General features: G+C 41.2%; 22 protein-coding genes, 1 riboswitch and 1 other annotated feature. Of the genes, 6 read left to right on the forward strand and 16 right to left on the reverse strand.

Annotated elements, in window-relative coordinates; translation table 11 throughout:
• Positions 1 to 205 precede the first annotated feature (205 nt).
• From NSS76_RS14105 to NSS76_RS14120, 4 genes are all read right to left on the reverse strand, one after another.
• Positions 206 to 958: an NAD-dependent epimerase/dehydratase family protein gene (locus NSS76_RS14105; RefSeq protein WP_185853784.1), complete on the reverse strand. Its 753-nt coding sequence runs from the start codon at positions 956 to 958 to the stop codon at positions 206 to 208.
• A 46-nt stretch (positions 959 to 1004) separates the two neighbouring features.
• Positions 1005 to 1907 (reverse strand): alpha/beta hydrolase family protein, encoded by a 903-nt coding sequence (locus NSS76_RS14110; protein ID WP_206534376.1) that lies wholly within the window; start codon positions 1905 to 1907, stop codon positions 1005 to 1007.
• Positions 1908 to 2037: 130 nt separating this feature from the next.
• The gene (leuS, locus tag NSS76_RS14115) at positions 2038 to 4452 is read right to left on the reverse strand and encodes a leucine--tRNA ligase (RefSeq protein WP_206534375.1); all 2415 of its coding nucleotides are present in this window, start codon (positions 4450 to 4452) and stop codon (positions 2038 to 2040) included.
• 97 nt (positions 4453 to 4549) lie between these two features.
• Positions 4550 to 4771, reverse strand: a binding site (T-box leader).
• 103 nt (positions 4772 to 4874) lie between these two features.
• Positions 4875 to 5204 carry a DUF4257 domain-containing protein gene (locus NSS76_RS14120; RefSeq protein ID WP_008343006.1) on the reverse strand — a complete coding sequence of 110 codons (330 nt, stop codon included), beginning with the start codon at positions 5202 to 5204 and terminating at the stop codon, positions 4875 to 4877.
• A gap of 422 nt (positions 5205 to 5626) precedes the next feature.
• On the opposite strand from NSS76_RS14120, the gene NSS76_RS14125 reads away from it, so the two are divergent.
• Both NSS76_RS14125 and NSS76_RS14130 read left to right on the forward strand, forming a co-directional pair.
• The gene (locus NSS76_RS14125) at positions 5627 to 6430 is read left to right on the forward strand and encodes a PAS domain-containing protein (protein ID WP_073207088.1); all 804 of its coding nucleotides are present in this window, start codon (positions 5627 to 5629) and stop codon (positions 6428 to 6430) included.
• 287 nt (positions 6431 to 6717) lie between these two features.
• Positions 6718 to 7416, forward strand: coding sequence for a sunset domain-containing protein (locus tag NSS76_RS14130; RefSeq protein WP_341082404.1), 699 nt, complete (start codon positions 6718 to 6720; stop codon positions 7414 to 7416).
• 65 nt (positions 7417 to 7481) lie between these two features.
• On the opposite strand, the gene NSS76_RS14135 is transcribed toward NSS76_RS14130, so the two are convergent.
• The 7 genes from NSS76_RS14135 to NSS76_RS14165 all read right to left on the reverse strand — a co-directional run bounded on the left by NSS76_RS14135 (position 7482) and on the right by NSS76_RS14165 (position 12360).
• A complete protein-coding gene (locus NSS76_RS14135; protein WP_024424896.1) occupies positions 7482 to 8792 on the reverse strand; it encodes an ABC transporter permease in 1311 nt (436 codons plus the stop codon).
• Positions 8782 to 9480: an ABC transporter ATP-binding protein gene (locus tag NSS76_RS14140; protein ID WP_044332340.1), complete on the reverse strand. Its 699-nt coding sequence runs from the start codon at positions 9478 to 9480 to the stop codon at positions 8782 to 8784. The genes NSS76_RS14135 and NSS76_RS14140 overlap by 11 nt, the downstream gene beginning before the upstream one ends.
• A 21-nt stretch (positions 9481 to 9501) precedes the next feature.
• Positions 9502 to 10488 (reverse strand): ABC transporter permease subunit, encoded by a 987-nt coding sequence (locus NSS76_RS14145; protein ID WP_044332338.1) that lies wholly within the window; start codon positions 10486 to 10488, stop codon positions 9502 to 9504.
• On the reverse strand, positions 10482 to 11360 hold the full coding sequence (locus NSS76_RS14150; protein WP_024424899.1) for an ATP-binding cassette domain-containing protein: 879 nt from the start codon (positions 11358 to 11360) through the stop codon (positions 10482 to 10484). Before NSS76_RS14150 ends, NSS76_RS14145 begins: the two co-directional genes overlap by 7 nt.
• Positions 11353 to 11745, reverse strand: a complete 393-nt coding sequence (locus NSS76_RS14155; protein WP_024424900.1) for a GntR family transcriptional regulator — start codon at positions 11743 to 11745, stop codon at positions 11353 to 11355. Before NSS76_RS14155 ends, NSS76_RS14150 begins: the two co-directional genes overlap by 8 nt.
• 17 nt (positions 11746 to 11762) lie before the next feature.
• Positions 11763 to 11942 (reverse strand): hypothetical protein, encoded by a 180-nt coding sequence (locus tag NSS76_RS14160; RefSeq protein WP_024424901.1) that lies wholly within the window; start codon positions 11940 to 11942, stop codon positions 11763 to 11765.
• Positions 11943 to 12084: 142 nt separating this feature from the next.
• On the reverse strand, positions 12085 to 12360 hold the full coding sequence (locus tag NSS76_RS14165) for a YtzC family protein (protein WP_024424902.1): 276 nt from the start codon (positions 12358 to 12360) through the stop codon (positions 12085 to 12087).
• A gap of 152 nt (positions 12361 to 12512) precedes the next feature.
• On the opposite strand from NSS76_RS14165, the gene NSS76_RS14170 reads away from it, so the two are divergent.
• Complete coding sequence (locus NSS76_RS14170) at positions 12513 to 13478, forward strand: TIGR01212 family radical SAM protein (RefSeq protein ID WP_017358356.1); 966 nt, start codon at positions 12513 to 12515, stop codon at positions 13476 to 13478.
• Positions 13475 to 14050 carry a tRNA (mnm(5)s(2)U34)-methyltransferase gene (locus tag NSS76_RS14175; RefSeq protein ID WP_087977693.1) on the forward strand — a complete coding sequence of 192 codons (576 nt, stop codon included), beginning with the start codon at positions 13475 to 13477 and terminating at the stop codon, positions 14048 to 14050. The genes NSS76_RS14170 and NSS76_RS14175 overlap by 4 nt, the downstream gene beginning before the upstream one ends.
• Positions 14051 to 14065: 15 nt before the next feature.
• On the opposite strand, the gene NSS76_RS14180 is transcribed toward NSS76_RS14175, so the two are convergent.
• Positions 14066 to 15145: a tetraprenyl-beta-curcumene synthase family protein gene (locus tag NSS76_RS14180; RefSeq protein ID WP_024424905.1), complete on the reverse strand. Its 1080-nt coding sequence runs from the start codon at positions 15143 to 15145 to the stop codon at positions 14066 to 14068.
• Between the two features lie 30 nt (positions 15146 to 15175).
• Positions 15176 to 15955 carry an alpha/beta hydrolase gene (locus NSS76_RS14185; RefSeq protein ID WP_024424906.1) on the reverse strand — a complete coding sequence of 260 codons (780 nt, stop codon included), beginning with the start codon at positions 15953 to 15955 and terminating at the stop codon, positions 15176 to 15178.
• A gap of 45 nt (positions 15956 to 16000) precedes the next feature.
• On the opposite strand from NSS76_RS14185, the gene NSS76_RS14190 reads away from it, so the two are divergent.
• Complete coding sequence (locus NSS76_RS14190) at positions 16001 to 16516, forward strand: gamma carbonic anhydrase (protein ID WP_024426216.1); 516 nt, start codon at positions 16001 to 16003, stop codon at positions 16514 to 16516.
• Between the two features lie 142 nt (positions 16517 to 16658).
• Here NSS76_RS14190 and asnB read toward each other — a convergent pair whose 3' ends face one another.
• Together asnB and metK are read right to left on the reverse strand one after the other, a co-directional pair.
• Positions 16659 to 18557: an asparagine synthase (glutamine-hydrolyzing) gene (gene asnB / locus NSS76_RS14195; protein ID WP_024424908.1), complete on the reverse strand. Its 1899-nt coding sequence runs from the start codon at positions 18555 to 18557 to the stop codon at positions 16659 to 16661.
• A 138-nt stretch (positions 18558 to 18695) separates the two neighbouring features.
• Positions 18696 to 19898 carry a methionine adenosyltransferase gene (metK, locus tag NSS76_RS14200; protein WP_024424909.1) on the reverse strand — a complete coding sequence of 401 codons (1203 nt, stop codon included), beginning with the start codon at positions 19896 to 19898 and terminating at the stop codon, positions 18696 to 18698.
• 195 nt (positions 19899 to 20093) lie between these two features.
• Positions 20094 to 20228, reverse strand: a riboswitch (SAM riboswitch).
• A 226-nt stretch (positions 20229 to 20454) separates the two neighbouring features.
• Between metK and pckA the strand changes: the two genes are divergently transcribed.
• On the forward strand, positions 20455 to 22041 hold the full coding sequence (gene pckA, locus NSS76_RS14205; RefSeq protein ID WP_024424910.1) for a phosphoenolpyruvate carboxykinase (ATP): 1587 nt from the start codon (positions 20455 to 20457) through the stop codon (positions 22039 to 22041).
• 41 nt (positions 22042 to 22082) lie between these two features.
• On the opposite strand, the gene NSS76_RS14210 is transcribed toward pckA, so the two are convergent.
• On the reverse strand, positions 22083 to 22325 hold the full coding sequence (locus NSS76_RS14210; protein WP_025092385.1) for a DUF2584 domain-containing protein: 243 nt from the start codon (positions 22323 to 22325) through the stop codon (positions 22083 to 22085).
• Positions 22326 to 22342 lie beyond the last annotated feature (17 nt).

Raw genomic sequence — 22342 nt, forward strand, 5'->3', positions numbered from 1 at the left:
TCATCACGCCCTTTCTTTGAAAGCGTTATCATTTCATCTGAAAGTAAGCTGCAGCCTGTGACGATATCGTGATTAAAATGTAACAAACGGGGGAAGAAAGCGTCTATAATCATTTTGACAGACCAACTGGATAGATCATGTCAGCCGTGCTTTTATGCTCATGAAACAAAAGAATAAGATCATTAGCTCATGACATGATTATGCCTTATACTCGATCATTTTCTTCGAGGATTTCCGTCGTATTGACATCTGGTTCATAGCCTAACTCCAGCTTCGTTTTCTCAGTAGACCACGGCTTTTCTTCATTCTCTGATACTGCATAATAGGTCCCAAAGGGAATATCTGATTCAACCGCTGCCTTTATCATACCTGTAAGATCCTCATGTGACAGCAGAGTTCTTTTTGTTCTTTGCTTTTTGTGCAATGCCTTCATCTCATCTGTTACAACTGTTCCAATTCTTAAATTGATGACAGACATTCCCGATTGATCGTGGAACAAACGTCCCAGCTGTTCGGAAGCAAACTTTAAAATGCCATAGACATTTTTAGTCGCGGGCACATCGTCAGTTGTAATCTGCCGTCCAAGTAAGGAGCGTCCATCCTCTTCATAACGATCCGTCACATGGTTGCTGCTTGCAAAAATGACTTTTCGTATACCAAGCCGCGCGGCTGAACGAAACATATAATAGGTACTCCTCCAAAAAATATCAGTCATTTTTGCAAATTCTTCATGATCCATCACATCATGCGTCATGTCCATGTTTAGAAGATGCAAGATCACATCTGTATCCCGCGGAATTGCCTCATATACATTCTGTTCATTCGCTGCATCGGCTAAAATGACTCCTTCTACACAGCTTGTTAGATCAATAATCGTGACGCTGTACTCAGCAGAGAGCGCTTTTGTTAAAAGACGTCCAATCACACCGCATCCGCCAATGATGGTGATTTTTTTCATCTGTCTCCTCCTTTCTTTTGACGTAGTATGTCCAAGCGTTTCTTGATTACAGCCACTTTTTCAAAAATCGTGTCGCCTCGTGACGCATAGCGGCTGTTTCAAAATGACCTGCATGAAGACGGGTAAGCTGATATCGTTCTTTCAATGAAGCAGCTTCATAGGTTTGACTCAATACCTTTTGAATCCTTCCAACGCCTTCAGCAGGCGTGAGCTGATCAAGCTTTCCAACTAAGCTTAAATGCGGTCTCGGAAAAATCATTTCTTGAATGTCCGCTGCTGTAAAATGCTTCGCCAAGCCCGGTACATAGTAATAAAAGCCATGTCTGTCCAAATTGTTCGTTTCAATTAATGTATGATGGTCCACCTGTGCACAAAGATCAATACACACACTGATCCTCTCATCAAGTGCAGCCGTCCACCAGGAAAGAAGACCGCCCATTGACATCCCAAAGACAGCTAACCTGTCCGCCAGCACATCAGATCGAGACAGCAAATAATCAATCGCACACATACTTTCATACAGCATCATGCCCCACATCACTTTTCCTGTTAAAAGCATTTCCTTAAAAATTTCACTTTCTGTTCTTCCTCTTCTCTCACCAAACCCTGCATGATCAATGGCCAGTACACCATATCCTTTAGACGTAAACTCTTTTGCATATGAAGGCGCTTGCAAATAATGAGCACCTTTTAACAGCTCTTCCTTCCCATTCACGTAATTCCCTCCATGAGAATGCTGGAACAGCACAACGGGTCTTTTTTTCACCGTATCCTTCGGTTTCACGAAATAAGCAGGGACTTCCTCTACACCATTCATAGAGAGAATGAGAGTTTCAACCACATATGATTCACGTTCTTCCATTTTTAACGTATAAGCCTCCACGCGATGACGTTCTGGCATCTCTCCTAACAGACTGAGCAGTTGTTCACGTTTGCTTTCCTTTTCCATTGACGTCACTCCTCATTTTCTTGATCACCTGTTAAAATACGAGACCGATGCGGGAATCACCTTGTTTTCGACAAAATTATGTCCCGGGAAATAAAGAACACCCACCGGTTCATACCGATGGGTGTCATCATTAGTTCGCAACAATATTGACAAGCTTCCCAGGAACTGCAATCACTTTACGAATGTTTTTCCCTTCAAGCTGTTCTTTTACACGTGCATCATTTTTCGCAAGCTCTTCTAACTGCTCTCTTGTTGCATCAGCAGGAACGGTTAATTTTGCTTTTACTTTACCGTTAAGCTGTACGACAATTTCTACTTCATCGTCGACAAGCTTTGACTCATCATATTGAGGCCATGCTTCATAAGAAATAGATCCTTCATGACCAAGTTTATTCCAAAGCTCTTCTGCTAAATGCGGTGCAATTGGAGAAAGAAGCTTTACAAAGCCTTCTGCATATTCTTTCGGCAGTGTATCCGCCTTATAGGCATCGTTGATAAACACCATTAATTGTGAAATTCCTGTATTGAAACGCAAGCCTTCATAATGATCCGTTACCTTCATAACTGTTTCATGATAGCTGCGTTCCAATGCGCCGCCAGATTGCTCTGTCACTTTATCACTGAGTGAACCATCTTCATTTGTAAAGAGACGCCATACACGATCAAGGAAACGACGAGCGCCATCAAGTCCTGTTTCAGACCAAGCAATTGATGCATCTAAAGGTCCCATGAACATTTCATAAAGTCGTAATGTATCCGCACCATGAGATTCTACGATATCATCTGGGTTGACCACATTTCCTTTTGACTTACTCATTTTTTCATTGTTTTCCCCAAGAATCATACCTTGGTTGAACAATTTCATGAAAGGTTCTTTTGTTGGAACAACACCGATATCATACAAGAACTTATGCCAGAAGCGTGCATATAGAAGATGCAGTACAGCGTGTTCTGCTCCGCCGATATACACATCAACTGGAAGCCATTTCTTCAGCTTTTCAGGAGAGGCAAGCTCTTCTGTGTTATGAGGATCAATATAACGTAAGAAATACCAGCAGCTGCCTGCCCATTGCGGCATTGTATTCGTTTCGCGGCGGCCTTTTTTACCTGTAACAGGATCTACAACCTCAACCCAGTCTTTAATATTGGCTAATGGTGATTCACCTGTCCCACTTGGCTTAATCTCTGTCGTCTTAGGCAAGATCAGTGGAAGTTCTTCTTCTGAAACAGCTGAAGATGTTCCATCCTCCCAATGAATGATTGGAATCGGCTCACCCCAGTAGCGCTGACGGCTGAACAGCCAGTCTCTTAAACGATATGTGACTTTCTTTTCACCTTTTTGATGTTCTTCAAGCCATGCAATCGCTTTTTCAATCGCTTCTTCTTTTCCTAAGCCATTTAGGAAATCAGAGTTAATGTGCTTTCCATCACCTGTGTAGGCTTCTTTTTCAATGTCTCCGCCTTCTACAACTTCTTTAATTGGAAGATCAAAGGTTTTGGCGAATTCATAGTCACGTTCATCATGGGCAGGAACCGCCATAATGGCTCCAGTTCCATAAGTCGCCAGCACGTAATCGGCAATCCAGATCGGCATCTTTTCACCATTTAAAGGATTGATGGCATACGCTCCTGTGAAAATACCTGTCTTCGTTTTAGCAAGATCTGTCCGCTCTAAGTCACTCTTTGATTGAATCTCTTTGATATACGCTTTAACAGCTTCTTTTTGAGCATCTGATGTAATTTTTTCAACAAGTGCATGCTCTGGTGCAAGCACTGCATATGTTGCGCCAAATAGTGTATCAGGACGCGTTGTGAAAACCGTAAACTGTTCGTCATGTCCTTCTACTTCAAAATGAACGTGCGCACCTTCAGAGCGTCCGATCCAGTTACGCTGCATATCTTTGATGCTTTCAGGCCAATCAATGTCCTCTAAATCTTCTAACAGCCTGTCCGCATATGCTGTAATCTTTAGCATCCACTGCTTCATAGGACGTCTTTCAACAGGATGGCCTCCGCGTTCACTTTTTCCATCAATGACTTCTTCATTTGCAAGCACTGTGCCAAGCGCTGGGCACCAGTTCACTGGTACTTCATCGATATAGGCCAATCCTTTTTCGTACAATTTTAAGAAAATCCATTGTGTCCATTTGTAGTAATTCGGATCTGTTGTGTTGATTTCTCGATCCCAATCATACGAGAACCCTAGTGATTGAATTTGGCGGCGGAAGTTATTGATGTTCTCTTCTGTAAAGGCCGCCGGGTCATTTCCTGTATCAAGTGCATACTGTTCTGCCGGGAGACCAAATGCGTCCCATCCCATTGGATGAAGAACATCATATCCCTGCATACGTTTCATGCGTGATAGAATATCCGTTGCTGTATAGCCCTCAGGGTGCCCGACATGAAGCCCTGCTCCTGATGGATATGGAAACATATCAAGTGCATAAAACTTCGGTTTATCTTCCGAGTCAGATGTGGCGAATGTTTTATGTGTCAGCCAATAATCCTGCCACTTCTTTTCAATTTCCCGATGCTGAAAACTCAATGTGAAAACCTCCTTTAATATGTACGGCCTTATCTGCTTAGATGACCACTGCAAGAATTCAGATTTTTCTAAAATCAACAAAAAACCCTCATCCCTGGAAAGGGACGAGAGATTTTTTGGTTCCCGCGGTACCACCCTTGTTAGCGTAACATGCTGTTCATACGCTCACTTAATATCTTTAACGCAGACATGCGACAGAAGCTTTAACGCAACTGCAACTCTGAGGCGAGTTCAGAAGCAGATTTGATTGACTTTCACCAGCCGTCAATTCTCTAAAGACAAATACTGCTTTCCTACTACTCCTCTTCACTGTTCTTATCGTAACCGTCATCTAAGTAGTATTTTATAGAATTATGATCATAAGTGCAAGCAGGTTTGTATACAATGGGAATGTACCCTAGACTAGGGTAAAGTAGAGGATATTATTCGTGTGGAGATCGGTTATGACGGTTGGAGCCTGCATCCTGTGAACGTTCTTCTCTCACAAAATCGAAGCTTCGCAGAACTGCTTCTCCTCCGTAACCTGAAATAATGGATAAGATGATCAAGTGCAGACTAGATTCGGGATTTGAGGATAAGACAAGCAGTGTAGCGGCAATCATCCCAACGAGCCAATCTTCAATAAACCCTAAGTAAATAAACTTTTTTGTCATTCTGGGCTTCTCTAGCCTGCCTTTTTTCTTTACGTGACCGAGAATGCCCATGACCCCTCCAATGGCGCAAGCAATAATGACTTGTTGCAGCATTTTCATCACCTTCCTAAAGCCCTTAGAATAGTAAAGCGACTTCAGGCTGTCCAGCCCCCTGTAATGCCATTCTGCTGTTCCGTCATAATCCATGTAAAAGGTCTATTCTCTCTAACGAAGAAAAAAAGCTTGTTTCTTCCATTATATGTGAATGACCTAAAAACAATCTTGATGCATTGGAATCATTTTCACCTAATCCATATTAACTATTTTTGTCATTTTATGAATGATGAGTAATTGATTCCTTCTTTTTCTAATGAAAAGTCTCCTTACTTACTCTATTCTAATGGAGGACAAACTATGATGACAAATTTAACAAAGCGTTTGCAATCGTTGAAACAGAACATATGTTATGTTACGTTTAAAAGGATTCATTTGGTTGAAAAGACAACCATTTGATATGTCTTATAGCAGCAAAGGAGGGTAATATGGTCAGCTCGAACATTTTCGGCTTTCAAAAACAGCTTGAACTCATCAAAAAAGCGCTGGATCATGCGCGGATCGGTGTTGTCATTACAGACCCTTCCTTAGAGGATAACCCTATCGTTTATGTGAATCACGGCTTTACACAAATGACTGGATACAAACCAGATGAGATTCTTGGTCGTAATTGTCGATTCCTTCAAGGAAAAGACACGGATCAAAACCAGCTTGCTTTAATTCGTCATGGAATTCAAAACAAAACACCTATTACCACACAGCTAAAAAATTATAAAAAAGACGGTACTTTTTTTTGGAATGAACTCAATATAGATCCTCTATACATTGAACAAGATGACAAAACATTTTTCATTGGTTTTCAAAAGGATATTACGAAACAGAAAGAATATGAACAGCTCCTAGAAGATTCCTTACAGGAAGTCACCTCTCTTTCGACGCCAATCGTCCCAATCAAAAATGGTGTATCTGCTCTTCCGCTTATCGGAAAATTATCTGAAGAACGCTTTGATGCCATTGTCGCTAAGTTAACCTGTATATTAGATGATTCAAAGGATGATTATTTAATTGTCGACCTTTCTGGTTTAATCGATGTCGATGATTCCGTCGCAGCACGTATTTTCAAACTGCATCATCTTCTCAATCTAACTGGAACCGAACTGATCATCACTGGGATTAAGCCGCAGCTTGCGATGAAAATGAAAGACCTCGATACAGATTTCCAGAATACGATCACTTATTTGACAGTAAAAGAAGCCATAAAAGGATTACCATTAGCTGAAAACCCTGTGTAAACAGGGTTTTTCAGATTGTTGACAAAGGGCTAAAATAATCTTTATTTTAGCCCTTTGTCTTCTATTCAGCGTGATAGAAAACCTTTGCAGTCTAGGAAGGGCGAGCACCGGAGCGGAGCGAATTCGACATTCGTGAGCACCGGAGCGCAGACCTGACAACCAATGCGAGGGTTTGTCTACACGCTGGAAAACCCTGTGTAAACAGGTTTTTTTTAATTGAACCGCTCCCCAAAATGGAAAAATGAGGTATGATAGGTGTAAATAGCAATTTAGGGGGGCTGTTAGATATGTTTTTACTCATATTAGGTCTTTTATGTGTTTGTTTTGCCATCGGGTATGCTGTCAATTTCTTCTTACTCAAACGCAAGAACGAGCTGATTTTTTCAAAGAAACTTTTTTATCCTTTTTTGATCATTGGTCTCTTCTTTTCCATTATGTCATTACCGCTTACTGCTGGAAATGCGCCAAAGGCACAAGCCGATCTATCTTCCGAACAGCTGTTAAAGGATCAAAAGGAACTCTCATCTGACATTTCGCGCTTAAAAGCTGATAAAGAGTCGCTTACCTCCTCTTTAGAAGATGCGGAGAAGGAAAAAGAAAAGCTGGAAAAAAAGCTAGAAACCATCACCTCAGAAAAAGAAACGGTCAAACAGCAAGAGAAGACCATTCAATCGCTTGAAGAGAAAATAGACAAGCTCACCTCCAGCAATGAAACACTCAAACAAGAAATCAAGAATAGCAGCAGCGATACGAAGTCTTCCACTGTCCAGCGCTCCGCACCTAAAGATGAAGGAAAAAGCACAGGCGGTCATGAATCACAAAAGGAAACAAAAAAAGAATCGGCTGCCTGTAACATTAAAGGGAGTGTCAACCGTATTTACCACACACCAAGCAGCAGATACTACTCTAGAACAAAGAATGTAACCAAAATGTTCTGCTCAGTAGAAGAAGCAGAGCGTGCCGGATACAGGGCACCTAAGCAATAGCAATGTTTAATTAAGATAAAAAAGAACCTCCTGAGCGCCCAATCGGGTTTACAGGAGGTTCTTTTTTAGATTTCTCTTCTTAAAGCTGCTAATACATTCGTTTTTGTTGCCTTACGTGCCGGGTTAAGCCCTGAAATGATCGCTACCCCTGCGCTGATCACTGTCGCTGTAATGACAAGGCTGAGTGGAATATAGGAAAAAGTAATCGAGAATTGATCGCTTGATCCTCCCTCAGACATGGACGACAAAATGGCTGGGATGATTAAATTAACGGCGAAACTAATCAAATATGAGATGATAATACCGATGATTGATCCGATGACTCCAATATAAGCACTTTCCATTAGGAACATCCGCTTGATAATGGATGGATTCGCGCCAATGGCTTTCATAATACCAATCTCTTGTGTTCGCTCTGTTACCGCCATAGTCATCGTATTGAAAATTCCGATGGCAGAAATAATGACTGCAATACATCCGACAAAAATGAGTCCAATTTTGAAGACCGTAAAGAACATATCCATTCCTTCAAGCTGGTTCGTCACAGAGATGACTTGATAACCCTCATCTGTCAGTTTATTCGTGAGCGTACCGACATTGTCGAATTTATCTGCATAAACAGAAGTCATTTTTTCGACATTTCCAGCTTCAGGAGACAGGTCGAGTATTTGACCAAATTCTTTTTCATAAGCATTCGGAATCAGAATTTTATGATCCTCCTGCCACTCCAAATTCGGCTTTTTCAAAACACCTACTACACGGAAATCAAATGTTTTTTCTTTAACGACTTCCCCTTCTTCATTTAGTTTTGGCACTTTGATTTGAATCACTTTATTTAAAATATCCTTCGTGTAGCCTTTTGGCTCCTTCGGTGTTTCTTCCCCATTTGACGTCTGGTTTAATTCTTTTTCATAGGCTTCGCGTTCTTTTTTTGTCCACAGTTGCTGCGCCATATGATATCCAACCACAATTTCGTTCGCTGATGTTGGGACTTTTCCTCGGTCTAGCTCAAGCCCTGCTTCTTTTTCTTCTTTCATATCAGTCAAAGCAGCCTGCGTTTCACTTGAACGATTATCGAGCTCGACGTTAACCGATGGATTGATCGCCGTTCTTGAGACGACAGATTTCACATGATCATATTTCTTTAAATCATCAATCTTAACGTCTCCTTTTTCTTTTCCTAACACTTTAATTTCTGTGATGATTTGCTGTTTCATAATTTCATCTTGAGCTGATTTTTGCAAACCAAAACCGACAGACGCTAGAACGATTAAGAAAGAGCATGCCATTGTCGTCGCAAGAATGGTCATAAACACACGCAATCTATTTTTCTTCATATTTCTTCTAATGAATTTGACCTGATCTCTAAATTTCAATGGATTGTTCCCCTTTCTTTAATACACCGTCGTGAAGCTGGAACGTTGTGTCTGCGATTGAAGCGACTTCATCGTCATGTGTAATGATGACAAATGTAATCCCTTTTTCGCGATTGAGCTGCTGGATAAAGGCTAAAATTTCTCCTTCAGTTTCTGAATCCAGACTACCTGTTGGTTCATCCGCTAAAATAATAGATGGATTTAAAATCAAGGCTCTTGCAATACTCACACGCTGCTGCTGTCCGCCTGACAGCTCATTTGGGTAATGTCCTGCGTGATGTTCAAGTCCTACTCGTTTCAGCATTTCTTTTACTTTCACTTTTCGTTCAGACGGCTTCACCCCTTTTAAAGTGAGCGGAAGTTCAACATTCTCATACGTTGTTAAGCTCCCGATCAACTGAAAGCTTTGAAAGATAAAGCCAAAGTGATCTAAGCGAAAGTCTGCCCATTCTTTTTCATTAAAGCCGGTCACATCGGTGCCATCAATGACAATTTTTCCGCTCGTTGGCGTAATATAGCCTGATATTAAGTTCAATAAAGTCGATTTTCCCGAACCACTTCGTCCAACAATACAAGCAATATCGCCTCTTTTGATGGACAGGTCAATCCCTTTCAGCACAGGAATTTCATTTTCCCTGCCCTTTTTACCAATTTTAAATACATGATCTAATGCTTGAATCTGAATCATCTCTACTCCCCTGCTCTCTGTTTATCTTTTTCTATAGATTAAGAAATAACTCGTTAAGGCGCCTACGACTCCACCGATGAGCATGCCAACGATATAACCAAATATGGAATTATCTGAAGAAAAACCAAACCATCCAAACCCTAGAACACCGAAGACAATGACCATAATCTGAATAGGTCTATCCATACTTGAGTAAAGGAAGAAGCGGCCATTTCTTTCAATTGGATGTTTTATAAAGCTAAACAAACCAATCAGGTAAAATATGACCATCATGACAAGTGGAATGATGAATGCTTCACCATTAAACCAATGCTGATATTCTTGTTGAAAAATGTCATTTGTAATATAAGTAATTGGTGAAATAGGCGATATCAAATAATTGAGGCTCGTATCTATCCACCTCTCACTTGTTCTAAAGATAAAATCTAAATGAACGATCGGAAGTCCAATTAACAAAAATGGTAGAATGGACGTACTGAATCCAACGATTGTTTGGGATATAGCACTTCCTGTTAATGTACCTGCTGCAAAAAATAAACTGTAGATCATCAAAGCTGACAACAGTGCATAAAAATAACGACTGTTGAACTCAGGTGTTTCTATTGGATGAAGGCCTAATTTGAGTAAATAAATGATAAGATATGAGACAACATGAACGCCTGCGATGATGCCAGCACCTAAGAAAAACTTGGTATGAAAGATAGCACTTCTGCTAAATGGCAAGGATAATGTAAAGTCCATCTGCCCTTTATTTCTCTCAAATCCTAGCTGAACCACAGCAAAAAATATTCCCATTAACCATGATAGTGAGAGAAATGCATCCTTCTTAAACAGATAAGTGAATGTTGTTGAATCCAGTATACAGTCTGGATTTTTCAAACAATCTTGAAAGGTTGAGTAATCCATTAAGAGGGATAATGGCGTCGCAAAGACCGCAACAAGCATCACTAAAATGAATGTCAGCTCAGATTGCTTCCACTCCTTATATAATAATTGCCGCTTTACCATCTGCGTTTCCCTCCAAACTTCGCAATGAATACTTCTTCTAAATTCACAGGCAGTTCATGCCATACTTTTGGCTTCAGTGACTTCAAGTACTCTTTAGCTTCTTCGTCGGTTTTTAGAACAAGCGCTGTATAGAAAACGCCCGCTTGATCCAAAATCGCAACGCCATTTTTTCGAATACTTAAGTTCATATCTTCTTCAAAGGCCATTTGGATTTTGACATAGTCATTCTTTAATTCATCTAAATCCATGACACTTGTGAGTTCATTTCCTTCTAAAAATCCAATTCGATTACACATACGCTCAATGTCCTCTAAGCGGTGAGATGTAATTAAAATCGTTGTTTGTCGTTCTGCCACCTCGTCAATCATCAGCTGAAGAACGTCATTTCTTGTGACGGCATCAATACCATCAGTCGGCTCATCTAATAAAATGACCGCTGGTTTGATGGCAAAGCTTAAAATTAATGACAGCTGTTTCTTTAACCCTGTCGACAATTCACGATACTTCACTTTTTCCGGAATTTCATAGCGGTTCACAAGCTCATTGGCATAGGTCACGTCAAACTTTGGATATATATGCTTTAACAGCTGGACAAGTTGTCCGTAATTGTATCTGTCAAAGTAAGGATTCACGACTGGCATGAATACAATATTTTGCTTTACTAAAGGGTGGTCTTTCACCAGTACGTCTTTAAAATAAATCTCTCCTTCATCCGGAAGAAGAATTTGCTGAATCAATCTGAGAAGTGTTGTTTTCCCAGAGCCATTCCGGCCAAGCAGACCGAAGATCTCACCTTCGCCTATTTTGAAGGAAACGTCGCTGAGTACTTCGCGTCCATTTAATTTCTTCGATACATTTCTGACCTCAATCAACTTGTTTTCCTCCTTTTAGACTTGAGCCGATCTCTTCCAGCCATTCCTTGAGCTGATGAATATCAATACCAGCATGATGAGCTTCTATGATGAGTTGTCTTAACTGTTCTTTCATCTCGAGCACCTTCCCTTCATTCAGCTTTAACTGAGCACCTTCTGTTACATACGTACCGCGGCCCCGCAGAGTTTCAATAATCCCTTCCCGCTCCAGCTCTTTATACGCTTTGCTGACGGTGTTTGGGTTGGCAATAATAATGGTGGCGAGCTCTCTGACAGAGGGCAGTTTGTCACCTGGCTTCATCACGCCTTTTAAACATAAAATTTTGAGCTGCTCAATGATTTGTTCATATATTGGCGCAGCGCTTCTTGGATCTATTTGAATCATGATGACTCCCTCTTTCCTCATTCATGCTTTTGCAGTCCTATCGCTTGATCATGTCCTTGCATTAAAGGAACTGAATTGGGTATCAAATCTTTTTGAACTTCAAAACCAATGAAAACAAGAACGAAAAAAAATGTACATGCTAACGCAACAGCCAGCACCATCCACTTCAAATTGATTGGCTTTTTTTCTTTTTTCATGGTCGAACACCTTTCTCCACTTTTTAAGTGTCTGTAGTGTATTAGTTGATGTAGTACACTTAATACAATATAGACACCCAGTATAAAAGTCAATAGCTTATTAAAAAATAAAAAACAGACCCTTAAAAGAAGGATCTGTTCATCATTCATTATCGTAGGAAATCCCTAAAATCATTTGATTTTGCAAGCTCTGAATTTGAACACGCGCCCTGTCTAACCGTTCTCTTTGCTGGTCATTGGCGACATCTTTTAATTTTTCTAATTCGTTGACCGTATTCTCAAGCATGAGCTGTGCTTTTGAAAACTCTTCCTCATTATAATGTTCCTGACGTGAGCTCAAATCAAATTGTTCATTTGCAAACTCAAGGGTTTCCGTACTTTTTTGGATAAATTCATCGATCGACTGCCTTGTTGCCATCTTACATTCCCTCCATTTCATCATCGCTCCCGCCTATTTTGCCCATGTAAAGCTTTTTCACTAAAGAAAATGTTGGACAGATTCAATTGTCCTCCTTCGTAATTTTTGTTAAACTTTAAGGATGCCTATTATTATGCAAGGAGGTTACTGACTTGGATCAGCATAACCCTTTTTTATATTCAAACAGCGAAAAACGTTATCACACGTGGAACTACCATTTACGTGAACACTTTGGTCATAAAGTATTTAAAGTAGCCTTAGACGGCGGCTTTGACTGCCCAAACCGGGATGGTACCGTAGCCCACGGCGGCTGTACATTTTGCAGTGCCGCTGGATCTGGTGATTTTGCAGGAAACAGGGCTGATGATCTCATCACTCAATTTAACGAAATCAAAGACCGGATGCATACAAAATGGAAAGACGGAAAATACATGGCGTATTTTCAGGCGTATACAAACACACACGCGCCGCTTCCTGTCCTAAAAGAAAAATATGAAACCGTCATGAATCTGGATGGTGTCGTAGGTCTATCCATTGCAACAAGACCTGACTGTCTGCCGGATGACGTAGTGGAGTATTTAGCCGAATTAAACGAACGCACTTACCTATGGGTAGAGCTTGGTCTTCAAACGGTACACGAACGGACAGCTATGCTCATCAACCGTGCTCATGATTATGAATGCTACGTTGAAGGTGTAGAAAAACTGAGAAAACACGGAATTCGTGTCTGCTCACATATCATCAATGGATTGCCTCTTGAAAATCGGGACATGATGATGGAAACAGCAAAAGCTGTTGCGGATTTAGATGTGCAGGGAATTAAAATTCATTTGCTTCACCTTTTAAAAGGGACTCCAATGGTCAAGCAATATGAAAAAGGAAAGCTTGAGTTTTTAAGCCAGGAGGAATATGTTCAGCTTGTTTGTGATCAGCTGGAGATTCTGCCGCCAGAAATGATTATTCACCGTATTACAGGTGACGGCCCAATTGAATTAATGGTTGGTCCAATGTGGAGTGTAAACAAGTGGGAAGTACTCAATGCCATTAATGCTGAGCTCGAAAGACGTAACAGCTACCAAGGGAAACGTTTCGTCAGATTGGAAGAAGCAGCCAAATGATTTTGAAACGCATGCTTCCTTTTAGTAAAGAGCTGTTAGAACGCGCTTGTCAAAAAGGCGACATCGTTATAGATGCAACAATGGGCAACGGCCACGATACACTCTATTTAGCTGACCTTGTAGGAACTGATGGACAAGTGTTTGCATTCGACGTGCAAGAGGAAGCCTTGCAGCAGACAAGCAAAAGGCTTGGCGGTCAATATCCTTACGTTCACCTCATCCATGATGGACATGAAAAACTGGCGGATCATCTTCCGAAGGATGCTTATGGACAAATATCCGGTGCAGTGTTTAATCTTGGGTATCTGCCCGGAGGCGATAAAGCCGTCACCACTCAGGCTCATACAACCATTGAAGCCATCAAGCAGCTCCTCGAATGGCTCAAACCCGGAGGTCTGATCGTCCTTGTGATCTACCACGGACATCCCGAAGGAAAAAGAGAAAAAGAAGTGCTTCTCGACTATTGCAGATCACTGCCTCATGAAGAAGTACAAGTTTTATCATATCAATACATGAATATTCAAAACGACCCGCCGTTTGTGGTCGCCATTGAAAAAAAGCTCAAATCCTAATGGATTTGAGCTTTTTTATGATGATTTCATCCAAGGCATTTTCTGATAGGTCCGATAGGCTCTTCCGTTAATATAGAAAAAGAACGATGTTTTCCCGCTTGATTTGATCAGCCGCTTTGCCAGCTTGTTCATCTCTTTTTGGGCTGTCACTTTTTCATCAGACAAATAGACCGCCAGTAATCCTCTGTTAATCAATTTGTGAAAGTTTTCATGCGGAATACCTTTCAGCTGCTCATCCGCTTTTTCGATAAAATGCTGAAGTCTATCCATCATCTCATGATGAGAATCATAGTATGAGCAAAAGTTCAGATCTCCCCCAAGTCGGTCCTCTTCTTGGTCTATTAAATAATCGAGTAAAATGTGCAGACCTTGAATATAAGGGAAATAGCTTTCGTAAATTTGCTTCGCCTGCTTTTCTGTAAAATCAGGCTGCAGCGCATACGCCACAAGACAGAATATTCCTAACGTTGATCCCGCACAAGCTGAAAACTCATACCATTCCATCTTCGGCAAATCTTTTTCATATTGGCGAAACCATGACTCTAGCCGTGGTACACGCTCATGGGGAACGACGTGCTTATGTACTTGCAGGTCACTATAGTAATCACACAGCGTGTGTAAATATGGCTGAATGATCGGATAATGCCGAACGCGCGTAAGCACGTCTTGACATGTGCGGACAAGCGCATGTAAATATCCATGATCCTCTTGATCATCACGGAATTGATAGTATGGCTTGAGCTCAGCATGAATATCAAGCGCATCTCTCATCGCTTGATGCAGCATATGAAAATCCTTAGGATCAAGCGACGTGCTGCGGTCACATAGGTTATCTAAGTAGTCACTGATGGTTTGATACGCCACAATGAATTCAATGCACGTTTCTTTCTCTTCACCTGCTAGAAGAGATAAAATGCCTCCGCCTTCACAGTGAAACGTTTTACTCGATATGCTCGCTAGTGCCTGCGTTCTCAGTTCTTCATTTTCAATCATTTCGGCATGAGCCCGCCACTTTTTCAGCTCCTGATGAACAAGCGGAAAAATATCTTTATACACCTTTGTCATCAGTGCAAAAGGACGCTCTGGTACTGACAAATCACTCCACCCCCAACTTAAAGCTCACAATCAAATATATTGATCTGTAAAGGCTCTTGCCGCCTTAAACACATCTTCTCTTTCTGGTTCATTAAAAATTTCGTGATACAGCTCTTCCCATTCACGGTATGATTTATTGGTTGATTCTATGCCATTGAACCATTTAATCACCCTCGTTTTATCGACGATCTTATCATCTCCCGCCTGCATTAAAAGGAGCGGGATCGATTTAAAGACATTCGTCGGCTGCATCGCCGCATCGATATTTTTGATTAGCTCTCTATACCAGCGAACCGACACCTTTGTCACGTATAGAGAGTCATTTGAGTCTGCCTCAATGACCGCCTGATTTCGTGTCGCTAGTTCAATCGACAGACCTGACTCCACTTTAAAAGACGGTGCCAGCACATTTAGACCTTTTGACGCAAAATCCATCAGCTTCTTCGGTTTAAATTGCAGACCTAAACAAGGTGATGATAAAATAAGGCCATTCAACTTCGTATGGGTATACTGCTTCATCCACTCAATTGAAATGAGTCCACCCATACTGTGTCCAAGTAAAAAAGTAGGAAGTCTGAATGATTTCGCATGTTCGATCCATTCATCGACTGTATCAATGTATTCTTGAAACGAACGAATGTGGCCTCGCGCACGTGTCGATGTGCCTTGTCCAGGCAAGTCACCCATGACGACGTGATAGCCTGCATTCCGCCACATTTCAATCAGCCATTTATATCGGCCGTGATATTCACTCGCACCATGTACAATGACAATTGTACCAACTGGTCTTTCAGCATGCCAAGTCCACAAAGTAAACACCTCACAAATGTTGTATTAAGAAAGGAAGTCGAAAAAGTGATTTATCCATATCATCAGTTTACACCTGAGATTCATGAATCGGTCTTTGTCGCAGATAACGCCACCATTACCGGTGATGTCACAATTGGAGAATATTCGAGCGTGTGGTTTCAAACCGTCATCAGAGGCGATGTTGCACCTGTGAGAATTGGAAAGAACGTCAATATTCAAGATTTATCGTGCCTGCATCAAAGTCCTGGAAAAACACTTCTTATTGAAGATGGTGCTACCATTGGACACCAAGTCACATTACATAGCTCAATCATTCGAAAAAATGCCCTCATTGGCATGGGGTCTATCATTCTCGATGGTGCGGAGATTGGCGAAGGCGCCTTTATCGGTGCAGGAAGTCTTGTCCCTCAAGGAAAGGTCATCCCAAAAGGATCACTCGCTTTTGGCCGTCCAGCCAAAGTCGTTCGGCTGTTAACAGATGAAGATATCCAAGACATGGACCGAATCCGCAGAGAATATGTAGAAAAAGGACAATACTATCGTTCCCTTTTATCTCGTTAACATCATACGTGTATCTTCACTTTATCATGTTTTTTTCAGGATATTAAGCAATAACTATGAACCGCTAGTTATTTTACCCTTTTCCACCCCTTTCTATCATGACAAAAAAGGTTTTCAGCACAAAGCTGAAAACCTTTTTTCATTAACTGAAGATGACTTCTTTCGGTTGATGATTCAATTGCTCTGGATCAATACTGCGCTCGACATAAATGCTGTGCCAAATCATAAAGATCAGGACAGTCCAAATCTTACGGCTATGATCTGCTTTACCAGCACAATGTTCATTTAATAAATCAAGCACATACGCTTTATTAATATATTCGTCAGTTTGACTGTTTTTAATGATGTCTTTCGCCCAAGCGTTCATCTCATTTTTCAGCCAATGACGAATTGGAACAGGGAAGCCCAGCTTCTTGCGGTTTAACACATGGTCAGGCACAATGCCTTCTGCTGCTTTACGCAATAAATATTTCGTTGTGCCATCTTTTGTTTTCAGCTCTTCTGGAATTTTAGAAGCCGCTTCAAATACGACCTTATCAAGGAAAGGAACACGAAGCTCAAGAGAATTCGCCATTGTCATCTTATCTGCTTTTAGTAAGATGTCCCCGCGCATCCACGTATGAATATCAACATATTGCATTTTGTTAATATCACTGTAGCCTGCACTTTCCTCGAAGTATGTCTTCGTCACATCACGATACGTAATGTTCGGATCATACTGCTTTAAGAGGTTTTTCTTTACTGGCTCTTCAAAGATTTTCGCATTACCGATATAACGTTCCTCTAATGGTGTACAGCCGCGGACGATAAAGCTTTTTCCTTTCATTCCTTCTGGCATTAAGCGCGCCAGACGAAGAAGAAGCTTTTTCAGCATAGATGGTACAGATTCAAATGGTTTAAGAGAAAGCGGCTCACGGTAAATATTATATCCACCGAACAGCTCGTCTGCTCCCTCACCAGAAAGAACAACCGTCACTTGTTTCTTCGCTTCCTTTGCCACGAAGTACAATGGAATCGCCGCCGGATCAGCTAAAGGATCATCTAAATGCCAAACAATTTTCGGAAGCTCATTCATATATTCCTCAGGAGAAATCACCGCGCTGAAGTTTTGTAAGCCAAGCTTATCAGCCGTTTCCTTCGCTACATCAACTTCACTAAAGCCATCCTGCTGGAAGCCAACAGAAAACGTCTTCAGCTCAGGATGAAATTCCTTTGCGACAGATACGATGAAAGAAGAATCGATACCACCTGATAGGAAGGAACCAACAGGTACATCACTTCTCATATGAATTTTCACAGAATCATAGATTGCATCGCGGACTTCTTCAATCAGCTTTTGTTCTTGTGTTTGCTCAGGCTTGAATTGAACCTTCCAGTAAGTCTTAAATTCAATCTCCTGTCCTGGGCGTAAAGTAAACTGATGACCTGGCTCTACTTTGTGCACCTTTTGATCAAGTGTATTTGGCTCAGGTACGAACTGGAATGACATATATTGCTGTAAGGATGTCTCATCAAATAAAATGTTCTCGCTTACTGCCATCAAGCTTTTGCGTTCAGATGCAAAGTACACTTGCTCATCCATTTGTGTAAAATAAAGCGGTTTGATGCCAAAAGGATCTCTTGCGCCATATAATAATTGCGCTTCTTTATCCCAAATTAAAAATGCAAACATGCCGCGAAGCTTTGAAGCCGCTTCTTCTTTATAATGACGGTATGTGGCAAGAAGTACTTCCGTATCAGAATCTGTGCTGAACGTATAGCCTTTTTTCACAAGCTCTTCCTTCAGCTCCACATAGTTATAAATTTCTCCGTTGAAAATAATCCAATACTTTTCATCTTCATAAGAAAGCGGCTGCTTTCCGTGCTCAACATCTATAATACTTAAACGTCTAAATCCAAATCCTACATGCTCATCATGAAAGTAACCCTCATCATCCGGACCACGATGAACGATGAGACGATTCATTTGTTTAATTAGCTCTTCCTGTTCAGTAGTTTCGGACAATGGACGGTGATTAAATACACCAACAAACCCACACATATTATTGCCTCCACGTTATGTTATTTCTTAAAAGTAGACCTATAATTAGACAGTATTTTGTCCGATTTTGTTTCACATTTTGCAGATTTTTTTTTAATCAAAAGGAAAACCGCTTAAAATAAGCGGTTTTTTATGTTGTTATTGTCCCAATGCTTCTTTGCGGAGTGTATCGGCTTTATCCGTTTTTTCCCACGGAAGATCTAAGTCGTGACGGCCGAAATGCCCGTATGCAGCTGTTTGTTTGTAGATCGGACGGCGCAGGTCAAGCATTTTAATAATGCCAGCTGGACGAAGATCAAAGTTTGCACGCACCACTTCAATTAATTTTTCTTCAGAAGCTTTTCCTGTTCCGAATGTATCAATTGAAATCGATACAGGCTGTGCAACACCAATTGCATAAGCAAGCTGTACTTCACAAGAATCTGCAAGGCCGGCAGCTACGATGTTTTTCGCTACGTAACGTGCAGCGTATGCCGCAGAACGGTCAACCTTCGTTGCATCCTTACCTGAGAAAGCACCGCCGCCATGACGAGCGTATCCGCCATACGTATCAACGATGATTTTACGTCCAGTTAAACCAGCATCCCCTTGAGGTCCACCGATCACGAAACGGCCAGTTGGGTTAATAAAGTATTTTGTCTGTTCATCAATCAGTTCACTTGGAACGACAGGACTGATGACATGCTCTTTTAAGTCACTTTGAATTTGTTCAAGCGTCACTTCTGGTGCATGCTGCGTAGAAATAACCACTGTATCAATACGAACTGGTTTGTTTTGCTCATCATATTCAACTGTGACTTGTGTTTTTCCGTCTGGACGAAGGTATGCAAGTGTTTCATTCTTGCGTACTTCTGTTAAACGGCGAGATAATTTATGTGCTAGTGAAATTGGCAGCGGCATGAGCTCTTCGGTTTCATTATTGGCAAAACCAAACATCAATCCTTGGTCACCTGCACCAATCGCATCAATTTCTTCTTCAGTCATTGTTCCTTCACGTGCTTCAAGCGCTTTGTCTACACCTTGCGCAATATCAGCAGACTGTTCATCAATTGATGTAAGTACCGCACATGTTTCCGCATCAAAACCATATTTCGCACGTGTGTAGCCAATTTCCTTAATTGTGTCACGCACCGTCTTTGGAATATCGACATAAGTAGACGTTGTAATTTCACCGCTTACTAATACGAGACCGGTTGTAACAGAAGTTTCACAGGCAACACGTGCATTTGGATCTTTCTTTAAAATTTCATCCAAAATGCTGTCTGAAATTTGGTCACAGATTTTATCTGGATGTCCTTCTGTCACTGATTCTGAAGTAAATAAACGACGATTTTGACTCATAATGGCTATTTCCTCCTGTACAAGACCACATCATCCCAAGATGAGGCCTCCAATATGATACGGAACTCGTTCCCTCTTATATTTGAAAACGTTTATATTAGAGATGTTATTGGCAATTTGTTCATATGATATCCCAAAAATAAAAAAACCATTTCCTTCATTGCGAGGAAAGGGTCTGAGATCGCATGCCTTTCACTCTTATCGCTCAAGGTGTTCTTGTACCTTGCATCAGGTTAGCACCTTGGTTTCTCAGCATTTTCATGCCTTTTTCATAAGAAACCGGTTGCTGGGCTTCATCGGGCCTGTCCCTCCACCAACTCGGGATAAGAGTATCCGTTCAATAAGATATCTTATCTTAAACCCTTGCGTCATGTCAATGCTTCATAAGAATTATCTCCCTCTTTTTTCTCCTCACCATTAGCATCACCAAAAAGCATATTTTCATAGCAGAAATGAAAAAACACACACAAAAATTTTTAAATAGTATAGACTATTATTATTAATGTGTTATACTAATCGAAACAAACAAATTCAACGGTAAAGGAAGGGTTTTTTTATGAACTCAGTGGATTTAAAAGAAGATTTGCAGTCATTGCTCTCATTAGAAAATACGCACCAAAATTTATCTGTTCCGAAACTTGTTGAAAAGATTTTGGCACGTAATGAAGGCGTTTTAACATCAACTGGAGCTGTCCGCGCTACAACTGGAGCCTATACAGGACGTTCGCCTAAAGATAAATTTATCGTCAAAGAAGAAAGCTCTGAACATAAAATCGATTGGGGTCAAGTAAACCAGCCGATCTCCAAAGAAGCATTTGACCGTTTATATACAAAGGTTGTGTCATACTTAAAAGAACGTGATGAACTATTCGTCTTTGAAGGGTTTGCAGGCGCTGATGAAAGATATCGTATGCCGATTACAGTTGTAAACGAATTCGCATGGCACAATCTTTTTGCCAAGCAGCTATTTATCAGACCTGACGGGTCAACACCTTCTTCAAACGAAAAACCTTTCACCATCTTATCTGCACCGCACTTTAAAGCAGATCCTGCAACAGATGGCACAAACTCTGAAACGTTTATCATCGTTTCTTTTGAAAAACGCACGATACTTATCGGTGGAACAGAATATGCAGGAGAAATGAAAAAGTCCATTTTCTCTGTGATGAACTACCTGCTTCCTGAGCAAGACATTTTATCCATGCACTGCTCAGCAAACGTAGGTCAAGAAGGCGATGTGGCCCTATTCTTCGGACTTTCAGGTACGGGGAAAACGACGCTTTCTGCAAGCGCAAGCCGCAAGCTGATCGGAGACGATGAACACGGCTGGTCTGGCACAGGGGTCTTCAATATCGAGGGCGGATGCTATGCGAAATGTGTGAACTTAAGTGAAGAAAAAGAACCGCAGATCTACAAAGCGATCAGCTTCGGATCAGTTCTTGAGAACGTTGTGCTTGATGAAGAAACACGTGAAGCGGATTATGATGATACCTTCTTTACTGAAAATACACGCGCTGCTTACCCAATCGAAATGATTGATAACATCGTGAAACCAAGTATCGCAGGACATCCATCTGCTATTGTCTTCTTAACAGCTGATGCGTTTGGCGTCTTACCTCCAATCAGCCGTTTAACAAAAGAGCAGGCAATGTACCATTTCTTGAGCGGGTACACAAGTAAATTAGCTGGAACTGAGCGAGGTGTCACATCACCAGAAACGACATTCTCTACTTGCTTCGGTTCACCATTCCTTCCGCTTCCAGCTCACGTCTATGCTGAAATGCTTGGCAAAAAGATTGATGAGCACGGTGCAAAAGTATTCCTTGTGAATACAGGCTGGACTGGCGGTGGCTATGGTACAGGCAAACGAATGAATCTCGCTCATACAAGAGCAATGGTGCAGGCAGCAATCGAAGGTGACCTTGACAATGCCGAGATGATCACTGATGACATCTTTGGATTACACATCCCGCTTCATATTCCTGGTGTACCAGATGAAGTGCTTCAACCTGCTAAGACATGGGATGACCAAGAGGCTTATCAAGAAAAAGCACACTTCCTTGCCAATGAATTTAAAAAGAACTTCCAAAAATTCAGCCACGCGGCAAGTGACATTGAAGCCAAAGGCGGACCACTCGTATAACCAAATGAAAAAAGCTGAGGAGATTCAATCCCTCAGCTTTTTTAGTTGGTTGAATGCAATGACACAAGACGGTACGTCACCTTCGTGACATTGTCTGTCAGCTCCAGCTTTTCAACATGTGCTGTCCCAGTTTTTTCTCCGTCTTTCGTTTTGCGCACCTCAAGTGGAATATTTAATGGATAAATGCGGTATCCATCCTTCATGAGTTCAAATACATTTTCTTCAATTCTTGTCTCTTTTCCCTTTGTGACAATCATTGTATTAAATTCAACAGGCATTCCCATAATGAAAATCCCCCTAC

The sequence above is a fragment of the Bacillus sp. FSL R5-0654 genome, from assembly GCF_038008745.1.
Classification (GTDB): Bacteria; Bacillota; Bacilli; order Bacillales; family Bacillaceae; genus Bacillus; species Bacillus safensis.